The organism is Pseudomonas sp. PAMC25584 (genome assembly GCF_058135675.1).
This window is the reverse complement of sequence record NZ_CM176870.1, coordinates 4,905,565-4,928,579: the sequence shown is the minus strand read 5'-3', so window position 1 is coordinate 4,928,579 and position 23,015 is coordinate 4,905,565. Positions and strand designations below refer to the sequence as shown.

The window sequence follows — 23,015 nt, the reverse complement described above, 5'->3', positions numbered from 1 at the left end:
CAATAGATAACTGATCCACCGCTATCGGGGGCAAGCCCCCTCCCACATTTTTGATCCGGTTATGCGTAGCTCTCGATTGAAGGGCACGCACACACCAGGTTGCGATCGCCGAACACGTTGTCGACCCGGCCAACCGGCGGCCAGTACTTGCCGTCGATCAATGACGCCACCGGGTACACCGCTTGTTCACGGCTGTAAGGGTGGCTCCATTCGCCCACCAGTTCTGCGGCTGTGTGCGGGGCGTTTTTCAGGGGGTTGTCGTCCTTGTCCAAGGTGCCGTTTTCGACTGCGCGGATTTCTTCGCGGATGGCGATCATCGCGTCGCAGAAGCGGTCCAGTTCTTCCTTGGATTCGCTTTCGGTCGGCTCGATCATCAAGGTGCCGGCCACCGGGAACGACATGGTCGGCGCGTGGAACCCGAAGTCGATCAGGCGCTTGGCCACGTCATCTACGCTGATGCCGCTGCTGTCTTTCAACGGGCGCAGGTCGAGGATGCATTCATGCGCCACCAAGCCGTTGCTGCCGGTGTAGAGCACCGGGTAGTGCTCTTCCAGGCGACGGGAAATGTAGTTGGCATTCAGGATCGCCAACTGCGAAGCGCGCTTGAGGCCCGCGCCGCCCATCATGCTGATGTACATCCAGGTGATCGGCAGGATGCTTGCGCTGCCGAACGGCGCGGCGCACACCGCGCCTTCCTTGTGTGCCATGGTCGCGTGGCCGGGCAGGAATGGGCTCAGGTGCGATTTGACGCCGATCGGGCCAACGCCCGGGCCGCCACCGCCGTGCGGGATGCAGAAGGTCTTGTGCAGGTTCAGGTGGGACACGTCGCCGCCGAACTTGCCCGGCGCGCACAGGCCAACCATGGCGTTCATGTTGGCGCCGTCGATGTACACCTGGCCGCCGTTGTCGTGAATGATCCCGCAGATCTCGCGGATACCTTCTTCGAACACGCCGTGGGTCGACGGGTAGGTGATCATCAGCGCAGCGAGGTGGTCGCGGTGCTCGATGGCTTTGGCGCGCAGGTCTTCGATGTCGACGTTGCCTCGGGTGTCGCAGGCGGTCACCACCACACGCATGCCGGCCATGTGGGCGGTGGCCGGGTTGGTGCCGTGGGCCGATGACGGGATCAGGCAGATGTCGCGGCGCTCATCGCCACGGCTCTGGTGATAGGCACGAATCGCCAGCATGCCTGCGTATTCACCCTGGGAACCGGCGTTCGGTTGCAGCGAGATCGCGTCATACCCGGTGGCCGCACAGAGCATGGCTTCCAGCTCGGTGGTCAGTTGCAGGTAGCCGGCGCTTTGTTCGGCTGGGGCGAACGGGTGCAGGGCACCGAACTCGGCCCAGGTCACCGGGATCATTTCGCTGGCGGCGTTGAGCTTCATGGTGCAGGAGCCCAGCGGGATCATGGTGCGGTCCAGCGCCAGGTCCTTGTCGGCCAGCTTGCGCAGGTAGCGCATCAGTTCGGTTTCGGAGTGATAACGGTTGAACACCGGGTGGCTGAGGATCGGCGACTGACGCAGCAGCGCGGCCGGCAGGCTGCCTTCGACCTTGGCGGCGAAGTCCGGCAGGGCTTTACCGTCGGCGAAGAGTGCCCACAAGGTTTCGATATCGGCCTGGGTGGTGGTTTCGTCGACCGACAGGCCGAGACGCTCACCGTCCACCACACGCAGGTTGATGCGCTGGGCGCGTGCTTGATCGTGCAGGGCGGCGGTGCGCGCGCCGGTGTTGAGGGTCAGGGTGTCGAAGAAGTGTTCTTGCTCGACCTTCAGGCCCAGGGCGCTCAAACCGTTGGCCAGGATCGCGGTCAACTGGTGAATGCGCTGGGCGATCTGGGTCAGGCCTTTCGGGCCGTGGTACACGGCGTACATGCTGGCAATGTTGGCGAGCAGGACCTGGGCGGTGCAGATGTTGCTGGTGGCTTTCTCGCGGCGGATATGTTGCTCGCGGGTCTGCATGGCCAGGCGCAGGGCCGGCTTGCCGAAGCGGTCGACCGAAACCCCGACCAGGCGGCCCGGCATGTCGCGCTTGAACGCATCCTTGGTAGAGAAGTACGCCGCGTGCGGGCCGCCAAAGCCCAGCGGGACGCCGAAGCGTTGGGCGCTGCCGATGGCCACGTCGGCGCCGAACTCACCCGGTGGGGTCAGCAGGGTCAGGGCCAGCAGGTCGGCGGCCACGGCCACCAGGGCATTGGCGGCGTGGAAGCGTTCGGTCAGCTCGCGATAATCAAACACGTCGCCGTTGCTGGCCGGGTATTGCAGCAGGGCGCCGAAGAATGGGCTGACATCGCTCAGTTCGCGCTCATCGCCCACCACCACGTCGATGCCCAAGGGCTCGGCACGGGTGCGCAGCACGTCGAGGGTTTGCGGGTGGCTGTGGATCGAGGCGAAGAAGGCATTGCTGCCCTTGTTCTTGCTCAGGCGTTTGCAGAAGGTCATGGCTTCGGCGGCGGCGGTGGCTTCGTCAAGCAGCGACGCGTTGGCAATCGGCAGGCCGGTGAGGTCGCTGATCAGGGTCTGGAAGTTCAACAGCGCTTCCAGGCGGCCCTGGGAAATCTCCGGTTGGTAGGGCGTGTAGGCGGTGTACCAGGCCGGGTTTTCCAAGAGGTTGCGCAGGATCGGCGACGGCGTATGGCAGTTGTAGTAGCCCTGGCCGATGTAGGTCTTGAACAGTTGATTCTGACTGGCGATGGCCTTGATCTTGGCCAGGGCCTCGGCTTCGCTCAAGCCATCTTCCAGGCCGAGCACGCTGGTGCCCTTGATGCTTTCCGGGATCACACTGGCGCTCAGGGCTTCCAGGGAATCAAAGCCCAGGCTGGCGAGCATCTGCAGCTCATCTTCCTGGCGCGGGCCGATGTGGCGGGCGATGAATTCGTTGGCGGTGCTCAAGTTGATCGTCATGGCGCGCTCCTCAGGCTTGTGCGTTGGCTTTGATCAGGCGGTCATACGCATCCTGATCCAACAGCGTAGCCACTGCATCGGCATCGGCGGGTTTAAAGCGGAAGAACCAGCCTTCGCCCATCGGGTCTTCGTTGACCAGTTCCGGGCGGCCCTCCAGCTCGGCGTTCACTTCGAGGACGTCACCGTCCAACGGCATGTACACGCCACTGGCGGCTTTGACTGATTCCACGGTGGACGCTTCGGCGCCCTTGTCGTAGGCCTGCAACTCCGGCAGTTGCACGAAAACCACATCACCCAGCGCGTTTTGCGCGAACGCGGTGATACCTACGGTGACGCTGCCGTCAGCTTCGGCGCGCAGCCATTCGTGATCTTCAGTGAAACGCAACTCGCTCATGGAAACTCCTCGGGGCCAGATTCGTCTGGTGGACGGGATTGGAATAATGGGGAGTTACTTAGCAATATCGCGGCCAATGTCATTAATCACTTATAAATCAATAACTTGATAAAAGTGGCCTGCGCGATCGCGCCTGAGGCTGTAGCGATTTCGCTACACTTCGCCGCAAGAAAAAAAGCCTATGTGGATCAAAGCCTTGCATGGCGCGCAAAAAGCAGGGTTGTAGCGATATCGTTACGCTGTAGCGCTTTCAGTACAGATCAAGGTCGTATTTGATGACACGCTGCCCCTCCCCCATTTGATCCGTGTTCAGTCAGGGCTTGTTGGGGATGCCGTATTTGCGCAGGCGATGGGCGATAGCGGTGTGGGAGGTGTGCAGGCGGCTCGCCAACTGGCGGGTCGACGGGTAGCTGGTGTAGAGCTTTTCCAGGAGGCTGCGTTCGAAGTCTTCCACGGCCTGTTCCAGGCTGTCGATTTCGCTGTCGCTCTGGCGTGCGACCGAGGTGCCGGCGATGTCCAGGTCGCCGATGTCCACCAGGCTGCTTTCGCAGATGGCGGCGGCGCGGAAGATCACGTTCTGCAACTGCCGCACATTGCCCGGCCAGCGGTTGCCCAGCAATGCCGGGTAAGTACCGGGCGCCAGGCGGCAGACCGGGCGCTGGATCTGCGCACAGGCCTGCTGCATGAAGTAGCGTGCCAGCAGCAGGATGTCCTGGCCTCGCTCGCGCAGGGGCGGCACTTCGACATTGAGGACGTTGAGGCGATAGAACAGGTCTTCGCGAAAGGTGCCCTCGGCGACCATCTTTTCCAGGTCGCGGTGGGTGGCGCTGAGGATGCGCACGTTCACCTTCACTTCACGGTCGCCGCCTACTCGGCGAAAACTACCGTCATTGAGAAAGCGCAGCAGCTTGGCCTGCAGGTACGGCGACATTTCGCCGATCTCATCGAGGAACACCGTGCCCTGGTTGGCCAGTTCCATCAGCCCCGGCTTGCCGCCGCGCTGGGCCCCGGTGAAGGCGCCGGGGGCGTAGCCGAACAGTTCGCTTTCGGCGAGGTTTTCCGGTAGCGCCGCACAGTTCAACGCCAGGAACGGCGCACTGCAGCGCGCGCTGATAGCGTGGCAGGCCCGCGCCACCAGTTCTTTGCCGGTGCCGGTCTCGCCCTGGATCAACAGCGGTGCATCGAGCACCGCGACGCGCTGCGCACGCGCCTTGAGGGTGCGAATCGCCGGCGACTCGCCGAGCAGCGCATCGAAGCCTTCCGCATGGTCGTGGTGCAGGGCCGACAACTGTTCGCCGATGCGGTTGGGCTGGTAGAGGCTGAGCAGGGCACCGGCATCGGTGATCGGCGTGGCCTCCAGCAGCAGGGTCTGGCCATTGACGCTGATCTCGCGCAGAGGCAAGCGAAAGCCTTGCTCCAGCAAGGTGTCGAGCAATGCCGGGTCGTTGAACAGCTCGCTGATGCTTTCGCCGGCCGGTTCGCGACCGTACAGGGCGATCAACGCCGGGTTGGCCAGCAGGATCTTGCCCGCACTATCCAGGGCCAGCACCGGGTCGGTCATGGCCGCGAGCAGTGCGTCGAGTTGCAGGTGGCGGCGTTGGCCGGGGAGGATGTCCACCACCGTCACCGCCTGCACGCCGTTGACGCTGAACAGCGCGTCCCGCAGCTCTTCGAGGACTCCGGCGCTCAGGGTCGGCGCGTCGATGTAGACATTGGGCGGGATCATTTCTACCGCGTCCAGGTTGAGATTGCGCCCACCGAGCAAGGCCAGGACTTCCTGGGTAATGCCGACGCGGTCGATGAAGCTGACGTGGATACGCATGGGGCGGCTGACAATTCTGGGGAGCGAGAGGCGGCAAGTATGCCAGACAGGGGGGGAGATCAAAAATGTGGGAGGGGAGCAAGCCCCTCCCTCATTTTGACCGAGTTATGCGAGGTGTTCGGGTTTGACCGGATCACCCGGTTTTACATTCAACTGATGCCGAACGTCCTCGAACATCAAGTCGTACTGCTTGTGCATATCGCCGTTGAGCGTCGCGATCTTCGGCATCCCGTACTTCTGCGCGATATTCATCGCATGCCGGGCAAAGTCGAACGCCTGGTCCTTGGGCAGGAAAAACTCTTCCTTGAGGTCGTTGCCCTGCACCGAGCCATGCAGCTTGAACAGCATCCCCTGGCCTTCCTTGGGGTGCTGGCTGACTTCATAGTCGATGTGCAGGTTGTAGCTGTAGTCGGCGTTGTTCAGCGCGTGTCGTTCGATGTGCAAATGCCCGGGTTCAAAGGTAGCCATAGGCGTTTTTCCTCAACTTCACAGATAACGGATGCCTGGGGTTGCCGTGCTGATACGGGTGCCGGCGTGGCCCTGGACGATGGCTTCGATGTCCGAGAGTGAACCGATCACAGCGGTTTTGCCAGTCTGGCGCGCGAACTCGCAGGCCGCTTGCACTTTCGGCCCCATGGAACCGGCGGCGAAACCAAGCCTTTCCATTTCATCCGGGTGGGCCTGGCCGATGGCCTTCTGGGTCGGCTTGCCGAAGTCGATAAAGGCGGCATTGACGTCGGTGGCAATCACCAGCAAATCGGCTTCCAGTTGCGAAGCCAGCAGCGATGAGCACAGGTCCTTGTCGATCACGGCCTCGATGCCCTTGAGCTTGCCGTCTTCGCCGTACATCGTCGGGATACCGCCACCGCCGGCGCAGATCACGATGCTGCCTTTTTCCAACAGCCATTGGATCGGGCGAATTTCGAAGATGCGTTTCGGCCGCGGGCTGGCGACGACGCGGCGGTATTTATCGCCATCCGGGGCGATGGTCCAGCCTTTTTCAGCGGCGAGTTTCTCGGCTTCGGCCTGGGAGTACACGGGGCCGATCGGTTTGCTGGGTTTCTTGAAGGCCGGGTCGTTGGCGTCCACTTCAACCTGGGTGAGCAGGGTGGCAAACGGGACTTCGAAGTCCAGCAGGTTGCCCAGTTCCTGTTCGATGATGTAGCCGATCATGCCTTCGGTTTCCGCGCCGAGCACGTCCAGCGGGTACGGCGAGACGCTGGTGTAGGCCGCCGCCTGCAACGACAGCAGGCCGACTTGCGGGCCGTTACCGTGGGCGATCACCAGCTCGTTGCCGCAATGGATCTTGGCAATCTGTTCGGTGGCGATTCGGATATTGGCGCGTTGGTTGTCCGCTGTCATGGGTTCACCACGGCGGAGGAGGGCGTTACCGCCCAGTGCAACGACGATACGCATAATGCAATCCTTCTAGAGTTCAGCGTGTGAACACAGGACTAAGTGTGGGAGGGGGCTTGCTCCCGATGGCGGGCTAACATTCAATACTTGTATCGACTGATACGCCGCTATCGGGGGCAAGCCCCCTCCCACATTGACTGTGTTCCAGCAGTAAAAGTTAGATATCCGCCAACGTCGACACCAGGATCGCCTTGATGGTGTGCATGCGGTTTTCCGCTTGCTCAAAGGCGATGTTGGCCGGGGATTCAAACACCTCTTCGGTCACTTCCACGCCATTGGCCAGGTTCGGATAACGTGCGGCGATGTCCTTGCCAACCTTGGTTTCGCTGTTATGGAAGGCCGGCAGGCAGTGCATGAACTTCACCCGAGGGTTGCCCGAGGCTTTCATCATCTTGGCGTTGACCTGGTACGGCAGCAGTTGCTCGATACGCTCGTCCCACGCTTCAACCGGCTCGCCCATGGACACCCAGATATCGGTGTGGATGAAGTCCACGCCCTTCACCGCCGCGACAGGGTCTTCGGTGATGGTGATGCGCGCGCCGCTTTCCTCGGCAAAGGCCTGGCACTGCTTGATGAAATCTTCGTGTGGCCACAGGGCTTTCGGCGCGCCGATGCGCACGTCCATGCCCAGCTTGGCGCCGATCATCAGCAGCGAGTTGCCCATGTTGTAGCGGGCGTCGCCCAGGTAGGCGTAGCTGATGTCATGCAGCGGCTTGTCGCTGTGTTCGCGCATGGTCAGGGTGTCGGCGATCATTTGGGTCGGGTGGAATTCGGCGGTCAGGCCGTTGAATACCGGCACACCGGCGAACTTGGCCAGCTCTTCGACGATTTCCTGCGCGAAGCCACGGTATTCAATGGCATCGAACATCCGGCCGAGGACGCGGGCGGTGTCTTTCATGCTTTCTTTGTGGCCGATCTGCGACGACATCGGGTCGATATAGGTGACGTGGGCGCCCTGGTCGTGGGCCGCTACTTCGAAGGCGCAGCGAGTGCGGGTCGAGGTTTTTTCGAAGATCAGTGCGATGTTCTTGCCCAGCAAGTGCGGACGCTCGGTGCCGGTGTATTTGGCGCGTTTGAGGTCGCGGGACAGGTCCAGCAGGTAGTTGAGCTCGCGAGTGGTGTGGTGCATCAGCGAGAGCAGGCTGCGGTTGCGCATGTTGAAAGCCATGGTGGATCTCCTTCTGTTTAGGTTATCCCCTTGGCCGACGCCTCGTGAGCGGCGGCCAAGGCGTGAAAATTAATAATCGATTGGGTCGCGGATGATAGGGCAAGTCATGCAGTGTCCACCGCCACGGCCACGGCCGAGTTCACCGGCGCTGATGGTGATGACTTCCACGCCGGCCTTGCGCAGCAGGGTGTTGGTGGAGGTGTTGCGGTCGTAGCCGATCACCACGCCAGGCTCCAGGGCTACCACGTTGTTGCCGTCGTCCCACTGCTCGCGCTCGGCGGCGAAGCTGTTGCCGCCGGTTTCGACGACGCGCAAGGCCTTGAGGTTGAGCGCTGCGGCTACGGTGTCGAGGAAGTTGGTTTTCTCCCGTTGGATATCGATGCCGTGCGGCTTGCTTTCGTCAGGGCGCAGGGTGAAGGCGACGATCTGGTTGACCACTTCAGGGAAGATGGTGACCAGATCGCGGTCACAGAAGCTGAACACGGTGTCCAAGTGCATCGCCGCGCGGGATTTTGGCAGGCCGGCAACGATCACTCGTTCCACGGCTTTGTTTTTGAACAGGTTGCGCGCCAACTGGCCGATGGCCTGGTGGGACGAGCGCTCCCCCATGCCGATCAACACGACGCCATTGCCAATCGGCATGACGTCACCGCCTTCCAGGGTGGCAGCACCGTGTTCCAGGTCAGGGTCGCCGTACCAGATCTGGAAGTCCGCGTTGGTAAACTCGGGGTGGAATTTGTAGATGGCGCTGGCCAGCAGGGTTTCCTGACGTCGCGCCGGCCAGTACATCGGGTTCAGCGTCACGCCACCGTAGATCCAGCAAGTGGTGTCGCGGGTGAACTGGGTGTTGGGCAGCGGCGGCAGAATGAAGCTGGAGTGGCCGAGGAAATCGCGGAACATCTCGATGGTCTTGCCACCGAAGCTGCTCGGCAGGTCATCGGCCGACACGCCACCAATCAGGAACTCGGCGGTCTTGCGTGGCTCCAGGCTGCGCAGCCAGGAGCTGACTTCATCGACCAGGCCCAGACCCACTGTATTGGCGGTGATCTTGCGTTCCAGAATCCAGTCCAGGGCTTCGGGGATGGCGACGATATCGGTCAGCAGGTTGTGCATTTCCAGCACATCAATGTCCCGCTCGCGCATCTTGGTGACAAAGTCGAAATGGTCGCGCTTGGCCTGGGCCACCCACAGCACGTCATCGAACAGCAATTCATCGCAGTTGTTGGGGGTCAGCCGCTGGTGGGCCAAACCTGGGGAGCACACCATGACTTTGCGCAGTTTGCCGGCTTCGGAATGTACGCCGTACTTCACTTTTTCCGTGGTCATTACAGATCCTCCAGTGAACAACAATTACATAGTCAGGAAGCCGGCGTAGAGGCCGTAGGCAGCCACCAGGGCGCCAACAACCACTGCGGCGAAAATCAGCTTCTCGACGTTGGTGAAAATCGGTTTGCCCAGTTCATGCTTGGCCTTGGCGAACAGGATCGCGCCAGGGGCATAGAGCAGGGCGGAGAGCAGCAGGTATTTGGTGCCGCCGGCGTAGAGCAGCCAGACCGCGTAGATCAGTGCGATCGCGCCGATGATCAGGTCCTTCCTGCGGTCGGCCGAGGCGTTTTCGTAGGTTTCGCCACGTACCGCCAGCAACAGCGCATAGGCTGCCGACCACAGGTAAGGCACCAGGATCATCGAGGTGGCGAGGTAGATCAGCGACAGGTACGTGCTGGCGGAAAACAAGGTGATAACCAGGAACACCTGGACCATCGCGTTGGTCAGCCACAACGCGTTGGCCGGTACATGGTTGGCGTTTTCCTTACGCAGGAACTCCGGCATGGTGTGGTCTTTGGCGGCGGCGAACATGATCTCCGCACACAGCAGCACCCACGACAGCAGTGCGCCGAGCAGCGAGATGATCAAGCCGACGCTGATCAGCACCGCGCCCCAGTGGCCCACGACGTGCTCCAGCACGGCAGCCATCGACGGGTTCTGCAACTTGGCCAGTTCCGGTTGGGTCATGATGCCCAGCGAAAGTACGTTCACCAGCATCAGGAACAGCAGCACGGTGATAAAACCGATCACGGTGGCCTTGCCCACGTCGGAGCGTTTTTCGGCCCGCGCCGAGAAGATGCTCGCGCCTTCGATGCCGATGAACACCCATACGGTGACCAGCATCATGTTGCGCACCTGGTTCATCACGCTGCCCAGGTCGGGGTTTTTCAGGCCCCAGATGTCAGCGGTGAAGATGTCCAGCTTGAATGCAAACACCGCAATCAGCACGAACAGCACCAGCGGCACTATCTTGGCGACGGTGGTCACGAGGTTGATGAACGCCGCTTCCTTGATCCCGCGCAGTACCAGGAAATGCACGGCCCACAGCAGCACCGAGGCGCCAATCACTGCGGCCGGGGTGTTGCCCTCGCCAAAGATCGGGAAGAAGTAGCCGAGGGTGCTGAACAAGAGTACGAAGTAGCCGACGTTGCCCAGCCACGCGCTGATCCAGTAACCCCAGGCAGACGAGAAGCCCATGTAGTCGCCGAAACCGGCCTTGGCATAGGCGTATACGCCGCCGTCGAGGTCGGGTTTGCGGTTGGCCAGGGTTTGGAATACAAAGGCGAGGGTCAACATGCCTACAGCAGTAATCACCCAACCGATCAGAACGGCACCGACATCGGCGCTGGCTGCCATGTTTTGCGGCAGGGAGAAGATCCCGCCGCCAATCATTGAGCCCACGACAAGTGCAACCAGTGCACCAAGTCGAAGTTTTCCGGGAGATTCAGACATTGCATAACTCCAATGCAGGAGAAGAGAGAGCACAGAATAATTCTGTGTGCTATTCAAACAACTGACTTAGATCACATCATTGGCACATTCCATTGTGAATTAATGACTTAGGCCGAAAATGCTGCGGGCGCAAGGGCTTGGCGCAGCACCTTGTTGTAGAGCCTTTATGCGCTGTTTATTGTTAAGGTTTGCTAATTGCAGAGACATTTCAAGCTAGCCCCTTTTTGTGAATGTGCAAACTTTTTCCAGGGCGATTCGGCAAACCATTGATGTTCATAAAGTTCAATACATATTTAATTTATAAATTTCCCTAAACTCTAGTTATTGACATGCCTTTGGGTTATTAGAACCCGCGTTTTGTTCGCAATACCTGATAAACGCGGGAGCTCTCGTGCAAATTAGTTGAGTACACAATCGTTCGCTCATTTGTTTTTGACTCTGGAGAGTTCATGTCGCAATCGTCTGAAAAGCTTCGACTCAGCGCCTTGATCGCCCTGGTGGTGGGCTCCATGATCGGCGGGGGGATTTTTTCCCTGCCACAAAATATGGCCGCGCGCGCCGAAGTCGGCGCGGTATTGATCGGCTGGGCGATCACCGCCGTGGGCATGCTGACCCTGGCGTTTGTGTTCCAGACCCTGGCCAACCGCAAACCCGAGCTGGATTCCGGGGTGTATGCCTACGCCAAGGCCGGTTTCGGCGACTACATGGGCTTCTCGTCTGCCTGGGGTTACTGGATCAGCGCGTGGATGGGCAATGTCGGCTACTTCGTACTCTTGTTCAGCACCCTCGGCTACTTTTTTCCGGTGTTCGGCGAGGGCAATACGCCGGTGGCCATCGGCTGCGCCTCGCTGTTGCTGTGGGCCGTGCATTTCCTCGTGATGCGCGGGATCAAGGAGGCGGCATTCATCAACCAGATCACCACGGTGGCCAAGCTCGTACCGTTGCTGATGTTCGTGGTCATCGCCGGCGTGGCATTCAAGGCGGATATCTTCACGGCTGACATATGGGGCTTGGGCAAGCCGCAATTCGGCAGCGTGGCGGACCAGGTGCGCAATATGATGCTGGTCACGGTGTTCGTGTTTATCGGCATCGAGGGCGCCAGCGTGTATTCGGCGCGGGCGCAGAAACGCTCCGACGTGGGCCGGGCCACGGTGATCGGGTTTCTCGGCGTGCTGGCGCTGCTGGTGCTGGTGAACCTGCTCTCCTTGGGCATCATGAGCCAGCCGGAACTGGCGAAATTGCAGAACCCGTCCCTGGCCGGCGTGCTGGAGCACATCGTCGGGCCCTGGGGCGCGCTGCTGATCAGCATCGGTTTGGCGGTATCGCTGCTGGGCGCGTTGCTGTCATGGGCGCTGCTCTGCGCGGAAATTCTCTACGCCACGGCCCATGACAAGACCATGCCGGCCTTCCTGAAAAAGGAAAACGCCAACCAGGTGCCGGTCAACGCCCTGTGGCTGACGAATGTGATGATCCAGATATTCCTGGTCATCACGTTGTTTTCCGAAAGCACCTACACCACCCTGATTTACCTGGCCTCGTCCATGATCCTGGTGCCTTACCTGTGGTCGGCGGCTTACGCGGTGTTGTTGAGCGGGCGCGGGGAAACCTACGAAGGCGCCCAGCGCCAGCGCCTGAAAGATCTGCTGGTGGGCCTGATTGCACTGGGCTACGCGGTGTGGCTGCTCTACGCCGGGGGGCTGAAGTACTTGTTGCTGTCGGCGTTGCTGTATGCGCCGGGCGTGGTGTTGTTTGCCCTGGCCAAGCGCGAGCAGGGCCAGCCGTTGTTTACCCATGTGGAAAAAGGCATTTTTGCCTGTGTGATGGCGGGCGCGGGGTTGGCGGCATATGGGCTGTATAGCGGGGTGTTGCGGTTATGAGACTTTGGCGTTTTGATCAGCGCAGCTATGTGATGTGGTGAGCAGGGTGCATGAGTCGTGCTGGTGAGGGCCGCATCGCGGGCTGGCCTGCGATGGCGACCTTCAATTCACCACTGAGGCCGGTGCGACCCCAACTCTCCCGCCGGCAAATCCCACTGCGACGGTGTGCCGCTGATGGCCAGCGGCGCGAGCAATCGGTGCGCCGGTCCCCAGGCCGTTTGTTCCTCCACCAATCCCTGATCTTCAGGTGTCTCGGCCCGCAATGGCGGTTGCTCCGGAACCGGTCCGGCGTCCAGCAACAATTTTGCCGTGCGCGCCAACGACAACCGCGCCGAACCGCCACGGCCGGAGGCCAAGCGCTCGCGCAGTGCCTGGATGGCGCTGGCTGCCATCAAGTAGCCGGTGGCGTGATCCAACGCCTGCAACGGCAGCGGCACAGGTTTATCCGCGTGTTTCCAGGCCATGCCCGCGTCGGCGATGCCGCTGCTCATCTGCACCAGGCTGTCGAAGCCCCGGCGGTTGCGCCACGGCCCGCTCCAACCGTAGGCATTGAGGCTCACGTCGATCAGGCCGGGGGCGAGTTGTTGCAGTGTGCTGGCGGTGTAGCCCAGCTGCTCCAGGGCGTCGGCGCGGTAGCCGTGGAACAGGATGTCGGCCTCTTTGAGCAGACTTTCGAAAACCTGGCGGTCTGCGGCGGTTTTCAGGTCCAGGCGCGCGCAGCGTTTGCCCAGGGTCATTTCCGGCACTACGCCTGGCTCGTTCCAGGTCGGTGAGTCGATGCGCAGCACGTCCGCACCCAGCCCGGCGAGAAAACGGCTGGCGACGGGGCCGGCCAATACGCGCGTCAGGTCCAGCACCTTGATACCGGCCAGTGGTCGGGCCGCTGAGCCGCGCCAGGGTTTAGCGGTGGTGGTGTCGAAACTCTGGCGCTGAACCAAGGCCTCTGCATTCACCGCCAGGCCCTGCGGATGGGTTTGCCAGGCCTGCCACGTGCGCATCTGCGCGGCGCACCCGCCGGCCTCGACAATCGCCTGCTCCAGTTCAGCGGCATTCCAGGCCGCGACCTTGCTTGCCATCTGCGCACGCTCGGCGACCCTACCGAGCACCTGCTCGGCAGCGGCACGGTGATGGGGCGCGTTGGTGTGCAAGCGAATCCAGCCGTCGGCGCTGGCGTAGTCGCCGGCCACCGGGTCCCACAGTGGTGGCACTTGCCAACCGACGGGGCGGATCGAGGAAGAGCACCAGAACGAGGCGAGGCGTCGGTCCACGCTCACGCTGGGCAATCGCCCGGTCTGTTGCAGGATGAGGTGGGCAACGGCCTGACCGGCGGCGCCGATACTGGCGCCGGCCAGGTCGGTCACGGCGAAGATCGAAGGCAGGGCGCCGGTCTCGGTCAAGGTCAGTGGGGTGAGCGGTAGATCGAGTGCGGCTTGGATGGGAGTCAGCAGGTCAGTCATCGAAGGCCCTCCATAAGAGAAGGGCCACTATAGAAGATCATCACGCCGGTGTGACAACCCCCGGCGTCAATGGCAGGTCGATACTGGCGCTAAAACCGCCGTCGGGATGATTGGCCAGGATCAGGTTACCGCCATGGCGTTCCGCCGCCCGCCGTGCAATCGCCAGGCCCAGGCCGTGGCCCTGCGCCGTTTGGCCGGGCGCGCGGTAGAACGGCTCGCCCAACTGGCTCAGGTGCTCGGCCTCGACGCCGGGGCCGTGATCGCGCACGCTGATCAGGATGCGTTCGCCCAGGCGGCGAGCCTGCAATTCGATCGGTTGGCCTGGCGGATTGAAGCGCTGGGCATTGCGCAGCAGGTTATCCACGGCGCGTTCGATCATGGTCGGCCAGCCTTTGAGGCGCAGGTCGGGATCGGCGTTCAGTTGCACCACCTGGTCCGGCGCGCTGAGTTGGGCGTCCTTTTGCAGGGTCTTGAGCAGCGGGATGAGGTCCACCTCTTCGGCGCTGGCGTTGTCGGCGTCGACCCGGGCCAGTACCAGGATTTCGCTGATCAGCGCTTCCAGGCGGTCGCACTCGCGGGTCAGGCGTGGCCAGAGTTTTTCGCGCTCCTCGGGCCCGGCACGTTCGGCCAGGGCCAGGGCGATACGCAGGCGGGCCAGGGGCGAGCGCAGTTCGTGGGACACGTCCCGCAGCAACTGGCGCTGGCTGCCGATCAGGCTCTGCAGGCGCGCGCCCATGCGGTTGAAGTCGTTGGCGAGGACGCCGAATTCATCGCGGCGGTTGGCCAGTTGCGCCAGGCTGTTCTGCTGGTAGGTGGCCTGGCCGAGGTCATGCACCGCGCCGCGCAGACGGCTCAAGGGGCGGGTGATGGACAGCGTCACCAGCAGGCTGAACAGGGTCAGCACCACCAAGGCAATCGCCAATGCGCTCAACGGCCACATCAGGCTGTTGCGGTGCCAGGCGTCCAACTCCGGATGGGGGATGCGGTAGATCAGCAGGTAGGTGTCGCCGGTTTTCTCGCTGGTGTACTCGGCGGTCAGGCGCCGCCAGGGCAGGTGGCCATCCTTGCTGTCGTTCTGCCGGGCTTCGAAGGCGGCGGCGCGGCGCGGAAAGGTGCCGCGTACCACGGGCTCGCCGCTTTCGTTGAGTACTTGCACGTCAATGTGGTACTGGCGCTTGCGCTGTTGCAGCAAGTCTTGCGCGGCGTCCTCGCCCTGGGCTTCGTAGAGCTGGGTCCACTCTTGGGCCAGGTTATTGAGACCGGGATGGCGGCTGAGAATCCAGGCGTCCTGGTTGAGCATATGCCCCAGTAGGATCGACAGCCCGGCAACCAAGGCGATGGCCAGCCAGAAACTGGCCAGGATACGCCAGAACAATGAACGCACAGGAAACCCTCAAACAGGAAAAGCCCAGCGGCGCGAACCGCTGGGCTGGGGCAGTGAAGCTAGAACATTATTGCGCTTTTTGCGGCTGCTGCGCTTTCCAGGCCTGGAATTCCTTCCACTCGGCGCGGCGTTGTTCTTCCTTCTTGACGATCTCGTCGAATTTCTTCTGCTGGTCAGGCTTGAGCACGGCACGGACGTCGGCCTGGGTTTTCTGCCTGCCGGCGGCGATTTCATCCTGCATGGCTTTCTGGTCAGCGGCCGGGAGTTTGTCCAGGTACTTTTTGACCAGGTCTTTGCGAGCGTGCCATTGGTCGCCCATCAGCTTGCCGATCTGCTGGCGTTGTTCCTTGCTCAAATCCAGCTGGCTGAACGGGCCACCTTTGCCACGCGGACCGTGTTCACCGTCAAAGCCTGGACCCCCCATCATGTGGCCTTCAGGGCCGCCCATCGGGCCTGGGCCTTCAGGCATTGCTGCCATGGCAACGGTGGGCAGGGCTGCGGCGAACATCAGGGCGATTAGGGTCTTGCGCATGGTGATTCTCCTGTCTCTATTCCGGTGAGTCCGGATGTGAGTAGATTACGGAGATCAAGGTCAGCGGCGGTCAGGTGTGGGTAAAGCTTGGGTAAAGAGGGTTTTGGTGGAAGCTGACAAAACCCTGGGGGCCGAGCAGATCAAATGTGGGATCAGCGTGTTGCTGGGCTCATAGGCTGTAGTAGTAGCCGCGGCTGCGCAACGCCACGATCCGTGGCCGGCCATCCGGGTGCGGGCCGATCTTTTTGCGCAGGTTGCTGACGTGCATGTCGAGGCTGCGATCATAGAGGGTCAGCTTGCGGCCGAGGGCGATCTGCGCCAGTTCCTGTTTATCCAGCGGTTCGCCGGGCTGGCGCAGCAAGGCTTCGAGCAGGCGGCTTTCGGAAACGGTGAGGGTGAATTCCTGATTGTCGATGCTGACCACGCCGCGCACCGGGCTGAAGCACAGGTCGCCCAGTTCCAGTTGCGTTGACACGGCGGCCGGGTGGCTGCGGCGCAACACGGCGCGCAGGCGGGCAGTCAGCTCCCGTGGGTCACACGGCTTGGCCAGGTAGTCGTCGGCGCCCAGTTCCAGGCCGAGGATACGGTCCAGCGGCTCGCCCCGGGCCGACAGCATCAGCACCGGCAGCTCCGGATGGTCGTTGCGCAATTGCTTGAGCAACTCCAGACCACTGCCATCGGGCAGCATCACGTCGAGCACCACGGCCGCCGGGGCGCTGTCGGCCAAGGCTTTGCGGGCGCTCAAACCGTCGTGGCAGGCGCGCACCTGGAAGCCTTCCTGGCTCAACCAACTGGTCAGCAGCTCGCAGAGCTCCTGGTCATCATCTATCAGTAACAGCTCGCTCATGACTCACTCAATTTAGCCATTGTCGACGGCGACGGTGCCCACCGCTGGCGAAGATCCCGCACAGCAGGGCGATCAGTGCGACGGCCCCGCCGGTGACAAACCACTGCTGTTGCTCGGTCAGCCATCGGGTCAAGCCGCCGCCCTGTGTCTCTTTGAGTTGCTGGGCCAGGCGTTGGTTCTCTTGGCGCAAGCGACTCAGCTGGGCGCTTTCACGGGCAGCATCCGTGGTTTGCAGTTGCTTGCTCAGTTCTTCACGCAGCCGCTCGCTTTCTTTCAAGCGTTGCTGCAATTCGGTGATCTGGCTGCCGGCACTCAAGGACAGGGGCGTAGAACTGCCGGTGTTTGAGGTTTCTTCAGCGTGGGCCGTAGCCCCGATCATTAACACTGCCAACAGACACAACTGACGTAAGCGCATCGGAACTCCTGATTCCACACGAATATTCAGAAGGTTGTCGGCAGGTTACCCAGAATAATGAGCAATTAGGAGTGCGCCGAACCGAATTGGTTCGGCGCGACCGGGGTCAAGGCAGGACTTGCTTGAACGGTTTGATCACTACATCCGCGTAGACGCCGGCCGCCATATACGGGTCAGCCTTGGCCCAGGCTTGGGCATCGGCCAGGGACGCGAACTCGGCAACGATCAGGCTACCGGTGAAACCGGCAGCGCCCGGGTCGTTGCTGTCGATCGCCGGGTGCGGGCCGGCCAACACGATGCGGCCTTCGGCCTGCAGCACTTTCAGGCGCTCGACGTGAGCCGGGCGCACGGACAGGCGTTTTTCCAGCGAGTTGGCAACGTCGGTGGCAATGATGGCGTAGAGCATGTCAGTCCTCGGTTTTCGGCGTAGTGGGGTCGGTTTCATGCAGGTGGCGCGACAGGTAGATGCCCTGGCCCACCAGGAACAATACGGTCATGCCCAGGCTGCCGAACACCTTGAAGTCGACCCAGTAGTTCTGGAAGGTGAAGGCCACAAATAGATTGGCGCCGCCGCAGAACAGGAAAAACACGATCCAGGCCACGTTCAGGCGTGTCCACACCGGCTCCGGCAGGGTCAGGGCATGGCCCATGATCCGCTTGATCAACAGGCGATCGCCAACGAAGTGGCTACCGATGAACGCCAGGGCGAACAGCCAGTTCACCACCGGGGCTTTCCATTTAAGGAAGGTTTCGCTGTGGAAGGCCAGGGTCAGGCTGCCGAAGACCAGGCAGGCGACCAGGGTCAGCCATTGGCTTTTTTCGAGTTTGCGCTGGGAGATGAAGATGGCGCCGTAGACCACGATGGAGCTGATGATCAGCACGGCGGTGGCGCTGTAGATGCCCCCGAAGGTCAGTTCATGGCCGGCGAGATCGATGACCCTGGGGTCGAGTTTGTAAACGATGAAAAACAGCAACAGCGGGATGAAGTCGATGAATTGTTTCACAGTAAGAGCCAGAAGCTGGATGTGGCGGCATAATAACAAACATCCTTGGTAGCGAAAGCGCCACCTGACTTGAGGTTACACACTTCCGTGAATGTTGATTTGCACTGCCACAGTACGGCCTCCGATGGCGCCCTGGCGCCTGCGGTATTGGTTGCGCGTGCGTTTGAAAAAGGCGTGCGAGTCCTGTCGTTGACTGACCACGATACCCTCGAAGGCCTCGACGAGGCCCGCGAAGCCGCCCAGGCGCTGGGCATGCAACTGGTCAACGGCGTGGAATTGTCCTGCACCTGGGGCGGCGCCACCATTCATGTGCTCGGCTACGGTTTTGACCAAAAAGCCCCCGCGCTGGTGGAGGCCATCGCCCAATTGCACGATGGCCGCTGGCTGCGCTCCGAAGAAATAAGCCGCAAGCTCGGCCTCAAAGGCATGCCCAACGCCCTCGACGGCGCCCGGGCTATCCAGCAGGAACTGGGCGACAGCGGCAACGCACCGGCCCGGCCGCATTTCGCCGATTGGATGGTGCGCGAAGGGTTTGTCCGGGACCGCGCCGAAGCCTTTCGCAAATGGCTGGGCGCCGGCAAACTGGGCGACGTCAAGCAGCATTGGCCGACCTTGGACGCCACCGTCGAGACCCTGCGGGCCTCCGGGGCCTGGGTCAGCCTGGCACATCCCTGGCATTACGATTTCACCCGCAGCAAGCGTCGCAAGCTGATTGGCGACTATATTGGTGCGGGCGGCCACGCAATTGAAGTGGTCAACGGGCATCAACCCGCCGAACAGGTTGGCAGCCTGGCGATTCTTGCCCGCGAATTTGGTCTGCTGGTCAGCGCCGGCAGTGACTTTCATGGCCCAGGCGGCTGGTCCGAGATCGGCGAATATCGCCCGGTCCCGGAAGACTTGCCGCTCTTGTGGGGGCGATTCAAGCATGACCCCATTATTGCCACCGTCTGAACAGGTAGAGCACGTGAGTCAATTCTTCCAGATTCATCCGGAAAACCCTCAGCCACGCCTGATCAAACAGGCCGTGGAGATCATTCGCGCCGGTGGCGTGGTGATCTATCCAACTGATTCGTCCTACGCCATCGGTTGTCAGATCGGCGACAAAAACGCGGTTGAGCGTGTCAGACGCCTGCGTCAGCTGGACGACAAGCACAACTTTGCGCTGATCTGCAGCGACCTGTCCCAATTGGGCCTGTTCGCCAAGGTCGACACGGGCACCTTCCGCCTGCTCAAGGCCCATACGCCGGGGCCGTACACCTTTATTCTCAACGCCACCCGCGAAGTGCCGCGCCTGTTGCTGCATCCGAAGAAGCGCACCATCGGCCTGCGTGTGCCGGAACACCCGATCGCCCTGGCGCTGCTGGCCGAGTTGGGCGAGCCGCTGATGAGCGTGTCGTTGATCATGCCCGGCGCCACCGAACCGCTAGAAGACCCCTACGAGATGCGCCAACTCCTGGAAAAACACGTCGACCTGATCATCGACGGCGGTTTCGGCGGCGGCAAGGCGTCAACCGTGATCAACCTGGCCGACGGCGACCCCGAAGTGATCCGTGTCGGCTGCGGCGACCCCGCGCCGTTTATGGTCGAGGCCTGAATGTCGGCCGTGGAAACCGTCGACAGCCAGGCCGGCGCCCAGCAGGAACTGCCGTTTGCCATGGTGTATGGCCAGGCGGTCATGGAAATGCCGCTGGACCTGTACATCCCGCCGGATGCCCTGGAAGTGTTCCTTGAAGCCTTCGAAGGTCCGCTGGATTTGCTGCTGTATTTGATCCGCAAGCAGAACATCAACATCCTCGACATCCCGGTGGCGGAGATCACCCGTCAGTACATGGGCTATGTCGAGCTGATGCAGTCGGTGCGCCTGGAACTGGCCGCTGAGTACCTGGTGATGGCCGCCATGCTCGCCGAGATCAAGTCGCGCATGCTGTTGCCGCGCTCGGAGACGGTCGAGGCCGAAGAAGACGACCCGCGCGCCGAGCTGATCCGCCGCCTGCAGGAGTACGAACGCTTCAAGGCCGCCGCCGAAGGCATCGACGGCCTCAGCCGCGTGGGCCGCGATGTGGTGGTGCCCAAGCTCGATGCGCCGGAAGCCCGGGCGCGCAAGCTGTTGCCGGACGTGAGCCTGGAAGAGTTGCTGATGTCCATGGCCGAGGTGCTGCGCCGTGGCGATATGTTTGAACACCACCAGGTCAGCCGCGAGGCATTGTCCACCCGCGAGCGCATGAGCGATGTGCTCGAACGCCTCAAGGGCGGCGGTTTTGTGCCGTTTGTCGAGCTGTTCACCGCCGAAGAAGGGCGCCTGGGGGTGGTGGTGACCTTTATGGCGATCCTCGAGCTGGTCAAGGAGTCCTTGGTCGAGCTGGTCCAGAATGAGCCTTTTGCGGCTATCCACGTGCGGGCGCGAGCCGAATAAAGAGCTGAATCGATGAATCTGACTGAACCCCGCGAACTGGCCCCGCTGCTGGAGGCCTTTCTTCTGGCTTCGGGTAAGCCGCAATCCCTGGAGCGCCTGTTCGAACTCTTTGAAGAGGCCGAACGCCCTGAACCGCCGGTTTTCAAGAAAGCCCTGGAGATTCTGCGCAAGTCCTGCGACGGCCGTGCCTTTGAGCTGCGCGAAGTGGCGTCGGGTTATCGCCTGCAGATCCGTGAGAAATTTTCCCCGTGGGTCGGCCGCTTGTGGGAAGAGCGCCCGCAGCGTTATTCCCGGGCGATGCTGGAAACCATGGCGCTGATCGCCTATCGCCAGCCGATCACCCGTGGCGAAATCGAGGACGTGCGCGGCGTGGCCGTCAACAGCCATATCGTCAAGACGTTGCTGGAACGCGAGTGGATTCGTATCGTCGGTTACCGCGACGTGCCCGGCAAACCGGCGATGTTCGCTACCACCAAGGTGTTCCTCGACCACTTCAACCTGAAAAACCTCGACGACCTGCCACCGCTGGCCGAATTGCGCGAGATGGAAACCGAGCCGGTACTCGACTTCGACGACGCCCCGGTCCCGGCGAGCCTGCAGGAACTGGCCGACGCCTCCGCCGAACCGGAAGAGCCGAAGGACGAAACCAGTTTCCACACCTTGCTGCTGGAATTGGACGACATGGAGCAGGGCATCAAGACCGACTTCGATGATTTGCTGCGTGATGGTGCGGCAGCGCCGGACGCCCAGGAGCTGCATGTTGAGGGGGCGGCTGAAGTTGAAATTGAAATCGAGTCCGAGTCCGAGCCTGAGCCCGAGGAAGACATCCTCGGCGTCGCCCAAGCCCGCGAAAAACTCCTGGCGGCCGTCGCCGCCCTCGAACAGCCGCCGCTGAGCGACGAAGAAGACGAAGCCCGCGCCCTGGCCGAAGCCATCGAGGCCGAGCGCCGCCAATTCGAAGACTGACGCGGTCCAATGTGGGAGGGGAGCAAAGCATGACTTCAACCAAAGACCCCTGCATCAGCCTGTGCAAGTTCAACGCCGACATCTGCGTCGGCTGCGGCCGCAGCAAGCGTGAGATCCGCGCCTGGAAGAAGCTCGACAAAGTCGACAAGCGCACGGTGCTCGCCGAAGCCGAGCTGCGCCTGTTGGCGTTGGGTGCCACCGGTCGGCGGAAAAGCCGCTGACTCGGCACTTATCGACTAGTCTCTGATGCGCAACGCGCGCCATGCGCGTATGATTCGCGACCCTTTGGCGATGTATTCGCCCAAAGCCCCGCTTTCAACACTCTTCAGGCCACGCCTGAATCGACCCACCGGGAGGTGCTTAAGATGAACGACAAAGACCAGAACGACAGCCAGGAAATCGGCCCTGCAGGCGAAAAACTGCAAAAGGTGCTGGCGCGTATCGGCGTGGGCTCGCGCCGCGACGTCGAAGCCTGGATCACCCAGAAGCGCATCAAGGTCAACGGCGTCGAGGCCACCCTCGGCCAGCGCGTCGACCTGCACGATGCAATCACTATTGATGGCAAGGTCATCAAGCGTGAAGAGGCCTCCGAATCGGTGCGCCGCGTGATCATGTACAACAAGCCCGATGGCGAGATTTGCACCCGTGACGACCCGGAAGGCCGTCCGACCGTGTTCGACAAGATGCCTAAGCCAAAAGAAGGCCGCTGGATCAACATCGGTCGTCTCGACATCAACACCACCGGCTTGCTGATGTTCACCACCGACGGTGAGCTGGCCAACCGCCTGATGCACCCATCCTACGAGATGGACCGCGAATACGCCGTGCGTGTGCGTGGCGAAGTCGATGACGAGATGATTGCGCGCCTCAAGGCCGGCGTCGTGCTGGAAGATGGCCCGGCGAAGTTCACCGACATCAAGCAGGCTCCAGGCGGCGAAGGGTTCAACCACTGGTATCACTGCGTGGTGATGGAAGGCCGTAACCGCGAAGTACGTCGCCTGTGGGAATCCCAGGGCCTGGTGGTCAGCCGCCTGAAACGCGTGCGTTTCGGCCCGGTGTTCTTGAACTCCGACCTGCCGATGGGCCGCTGGCGCGAAATGAGCCAGTACGAAGTCGACATCCTCAGTGCCGAAGTGGGCCTGACGCCAGTCGCGATGCCACAGATGAACGCCAAGAGCAAAGACAAGCTCGACCGTATGCAGCGTAAATCGTCGCGTCCGGTTGCGCGTACCGAGCGCGTCGCTCGCACCCTGCGCCCGGCGCTGAATGCACCGGCTACCGGCGGGCGTATTTCCCGTGAGCCGCACATTGAAGGTGAGCGTCGTCCAACGGCGCCATCGCGTCAGGAAGGCGAACGTGCGCCACGCACTCCGCGTCCTGCCGGCCGTGGTGAAGCGCCAAGCGGCGGTCGCGGTAATCGCGGTGAAGCCGGTCGCGGTGAGCCCGCAGGTCGTCCGGCAGACAACGCTAGCACCAAGCGCCCAGCCAAGCCCGCGCCGAAAAAGCGCCCAGGCTTGAAACTGGTGGCGGACGAGCCGTCGGGCAAGCGCCGTGGCGCACCGGCCGGTTCTGGCCAGCGTCCGGGTTTTGGTCGCAAGAAGCCGCAGTGATGTAAGCGCTGCATAAAAACGCCAACCCTCGG

22 protein-coding genes are annotated in these 23,015 nt (G+C 61.9%); 7 read left to right on the top strand and 15 right to left on the bottom strand.

The features are described from left to right. Window positions 1-59: 59 nt before the first annotated feature. From gcvP to arcD (ACS5Q8_RS22980), 8 genes are all read right to left on the bottom strand, one after another. Entirely contained in the window at window positions 60-2,900 is a 2,841-nt protein-coding gene (gene gcvP / locus ACS5Q8_RS23015) for an aminomethyl-transferring glycine dehydrogenase (protein ID WP_443693928.1), read from the bottom strand. A 10-nt stretch (window positions 2,901-2,910) separates the two neighbouring features. Further along, window positions 2,911-3,294 (bottom strand): glycine cleavage system protein GcvH, encoded by a 384-nt coding sequence (gene gcvH / locus ACS5Q8_RS23010; RefSeq protein ID WP_247408160.1) that lies wholly within the window; start codon window positions 3,292-3,294, stop codon window positions 2,911-2,913. 313 nt (window positions 3,295-3,607) lie between these two features. After that, entirely contained in the window at window positions 3,608-5,116 is a 1,509-nt protein-coding gene (locus ACS5Q8_RS23005) for a sigma-54-dependent transcriptional regulator (RefSeq protein WP_276194610.1), read from the bottom strand. Between the two features lie 105 nt (window positions 5,117-5,221). Further along, entirely contained in the window at window positions 5,222-5,584 is a 363-nt protein-coding gene (locus ACS5Q8_RS23000; protein WP_247404757.1) for a DUF5064 family protein, read from the bottom strand. Between the two features lie 18 nt (window positions 5,585-5,602). Continuing rightward, window positions 5,603-6,532, bottom strand: coding sequence for a carbamate kinase (gene arcC, locus ACS5Q8_RS22995; protein WP_426100135.1), 930 nt, complete (start codon window positions 6,530-6,532; stop codon window positions 5,603-5,605). 157 nt (window positions 6,533-6,689) lie between these two features. Continuing rightward, window positions 6,690-7,700 carry an ornithine carbamoyltransferase gene (locus tag ACS5Q8_RS22990; protein WP_247404751.1) on the bottom strand — a complete coding sequence of 337 codons (1,011 nt, stop codon included), beginning with the start codon at window positions 7,698-7,700 and terminating at the stop codon, window positions 6,690-6,692. 69 nt (window positions 7,701-7,769) lie between these two features. After that, complete coding sequence (gene arcA, locus ACS5Q8_RS22985; RefSeq protein WP_247404748.1) at window positions 7,770-9,026, bottom strand: arginine deiminase; 1,257 nt, start codon at window positions 9,024-9,026, stop codon at window positions 7,770-7,772. Between the two features lie 24 nt (window positions 9,027-9,050). Continuing rightward, window positions 9,051-10,478 carry an arginine-ornithine antiporter gene (arcD, locus tag ACS5Q8_RS22980; RefSeq protein WP_247404746.1) on the bottom strand — a complete coding sequence of 476 codons (1,428 nt, stop codon included), beginning with the start codon at window positions 10,476-10,478 and terminating at the stop codon, window positions 9,051-9,053. Between the two features lie 449 nt (window positions 10,479-10,927). Between arcD (ACS5Q8_RS22980) and arcD (ACS5Q8_RS22975) the strand changes: the two genes are divergently transcribed. Continuing rightward, entirely contained in the window at window positions 10,928-12,355 is a 1,428-nt protein-coding gene (gene arcD, locus ACS5Q8_RS22975; RefSeq protein WP_276194609.1) for an arginine-ornithine antiporter, read from the top strand. Between the two features lie 107 nt (window positions 12,356-12,462). On the opposite strand, the gene ACS5Q8_RS22970 is transcribed toward arcD (ACS5Q8_RS22975), so the two are convergent. The 7 genes from ACS5Q8_RS22970 to ACS5Q8_RS22940 all read right to left on the bottom strand — a co-directional run bounded on the left by ACS5Q8_RS22970 (window position 12,463) and on the right by ACS5Q8_RS22940 (window position 17,994). After that, on the bottom strand, window positions 12,463-13,812 hold the full coding sequence (locus ACS5Q8_RS22970) for a CoA transferase (protein ID WP_465159471.1): 1,350 nt from the start codon (window positions 13,810-13,812) through the stop codon (window positions 12,463-12,465). Window positions 13,813-13,852: 40 nt separating this feature from the next. Further along, window positions 13,853-15,196 (bottom strand): sensor histidine kinase, encoded by a 1,344-nt coding sequence (locus ACS5Q8_RS22965; protein WP_276194607.1) that lies wholly within the window; start codon window positions 15,194-15,196, stop codon window positions 13,853-13,855. Window positions 15,197-15,263: 67 nt separating this feature from the next. After that, the gene (locus ACS5Q8_RS22960; RefSeq protein ID WP_276194606.1) at window positions 15,264-15,728 is read right to left on the bottom strand and encodes a Spy/CpxP family protein refolding chaperone; all 465 of its coding nucleotides are present in this window, start codon (window positions 15,726-15,728) and stop codon (window positions 15,264-15,266) included. 169 nt (window positions 15,729-15,897) lie between these two features. After that, the gene (locus tag ACS5Q8_RS22955) at window positions 15,898-16,575 is read right to left on the bottom strand and encodes a response regulator transcription factor (protein WP_169883602.1); all 678 of its coding nucleotides are present in this window, start codon (window positions 16,573-16,575) and stop codon (window positions 15,898-15,900) included. Window positions 16,576-16,582: 7 nt separating this feature from the next. Continuing rightward, a complete protein-coding gene (locus ACS5Q8_RS22950; protein ID WP_426100133.1) occupies window positions 16,583-16,990 on the bottom strand; it encodes an SH3 domain-containing protein in 408 nt (135 codons plus the stop codon). Between the two features lie 106 nt (window positions 16,991-17,096). Next, window positions 17,097-17,396 (bottom strand): YciI family protein, encoded by a 300-nt coding sequence (locus tag ACS5Q8_RS22945; protein WP_276194604.1) that lies wholly within the window; start codon window positions 17,394-17,396, stop codon window positions 17,097-17,099. A gap of 1 nt (window position 17,397) precedes the next feature. After that, window positions 17,398-17,994 carry a septation protein A gene (locus ACS5Q8_RS22940; RefSeq protein ID WP_276194603.1) on the bottom strand — a complete coding sequence of 199 codons (597 nt, stop codon included), beginning with the start codon at window positions 17,992-17,994 and terminating at the stop codon, window positions 17,398-17,400. A gap of 87 nt (window positions 17,995-18,081) precedes the next feature. Between ACS5Q8_RS22940 and ACS5Q8_RS22935 the strand changes: the two genes are divergently transcribed. From ACS5Q8_RS22935 to rluB, 6 genes are all read left to right on the top strand, one after another. Continuing rightward, entirely contained in the window at window positions 18,082-18,945 is an 864-nt protein-coding gene (locus ACS5Q8_RS22935; RefSeq protein WP_276194602.1) for a PHP domain-containing protein, read from the top strand. A 13-nt stretch (window positions 18,946-18,958) separates the two neighbouring features. Next, window positions 18,959-19,588, top strand: coding sequence for an L-threonylcarbamoyladenylate synthase (locus tag ACS5Q8_RS22930; protein ID WP_276194601.1), 630 nt, complete (start codon window positions 18,959-18,961; stop codon window positions 19,586-19,588). Further along, window positions 19,589-20,407 carry a segregation and condensation protein A gene (locus ACS5Q8_RS22925; RefSeq protein ID WP_010566183.1) on the top strand — a complete coding sequence of 273 codons (819 nt, stop codon included), beginning with the start codon at window positions 19,589-19,591 and terminating at the stop codon, window positions 20,405-20,407. A gap of 12 nt (window positions 20,408-20,419) precedes the next feature. After that, window positions 20,420-21,373, top strand: coding sequence for an SMC-Scp complex subunit ScpB (gene scpB / locus ACS5Q8_RS22920; RefSeq protein WP_426100132.1), 954 nt, complete (start codon window positions 20,420-20,422; stop codon window positions 21,371-21,373). Window positions 21,374-21,402: 29 nt separating this feature from the next. Then, window positions 21,403-21,594, top strand: a complete 192-nt coding sequence (locus ACS5Q8_RS22915) for a DUF1289 domain-containing protein (RefSeq protein WP_247406128.1) — start codon at window positions 21,403-21,405, stop codon at window positions 21,592-21,594. A 144-nt stretch (window positions 21,595-21,738) separates the two neighbouring features. After that, a complete protein-coding gene (gene rluB / locus ACS5Q8_RS22910) occupies window positions 21,739-22,983 on the top strand; it encodes a 23S rRNA pseudouridine(2605) synthase RluB (protein WP_465159470.1) in 1,245 nt (414 codons plus the stop codon). The last annotated feature ends 32 nt before the right edge of the window (window positions 22,984-23,015 follow it).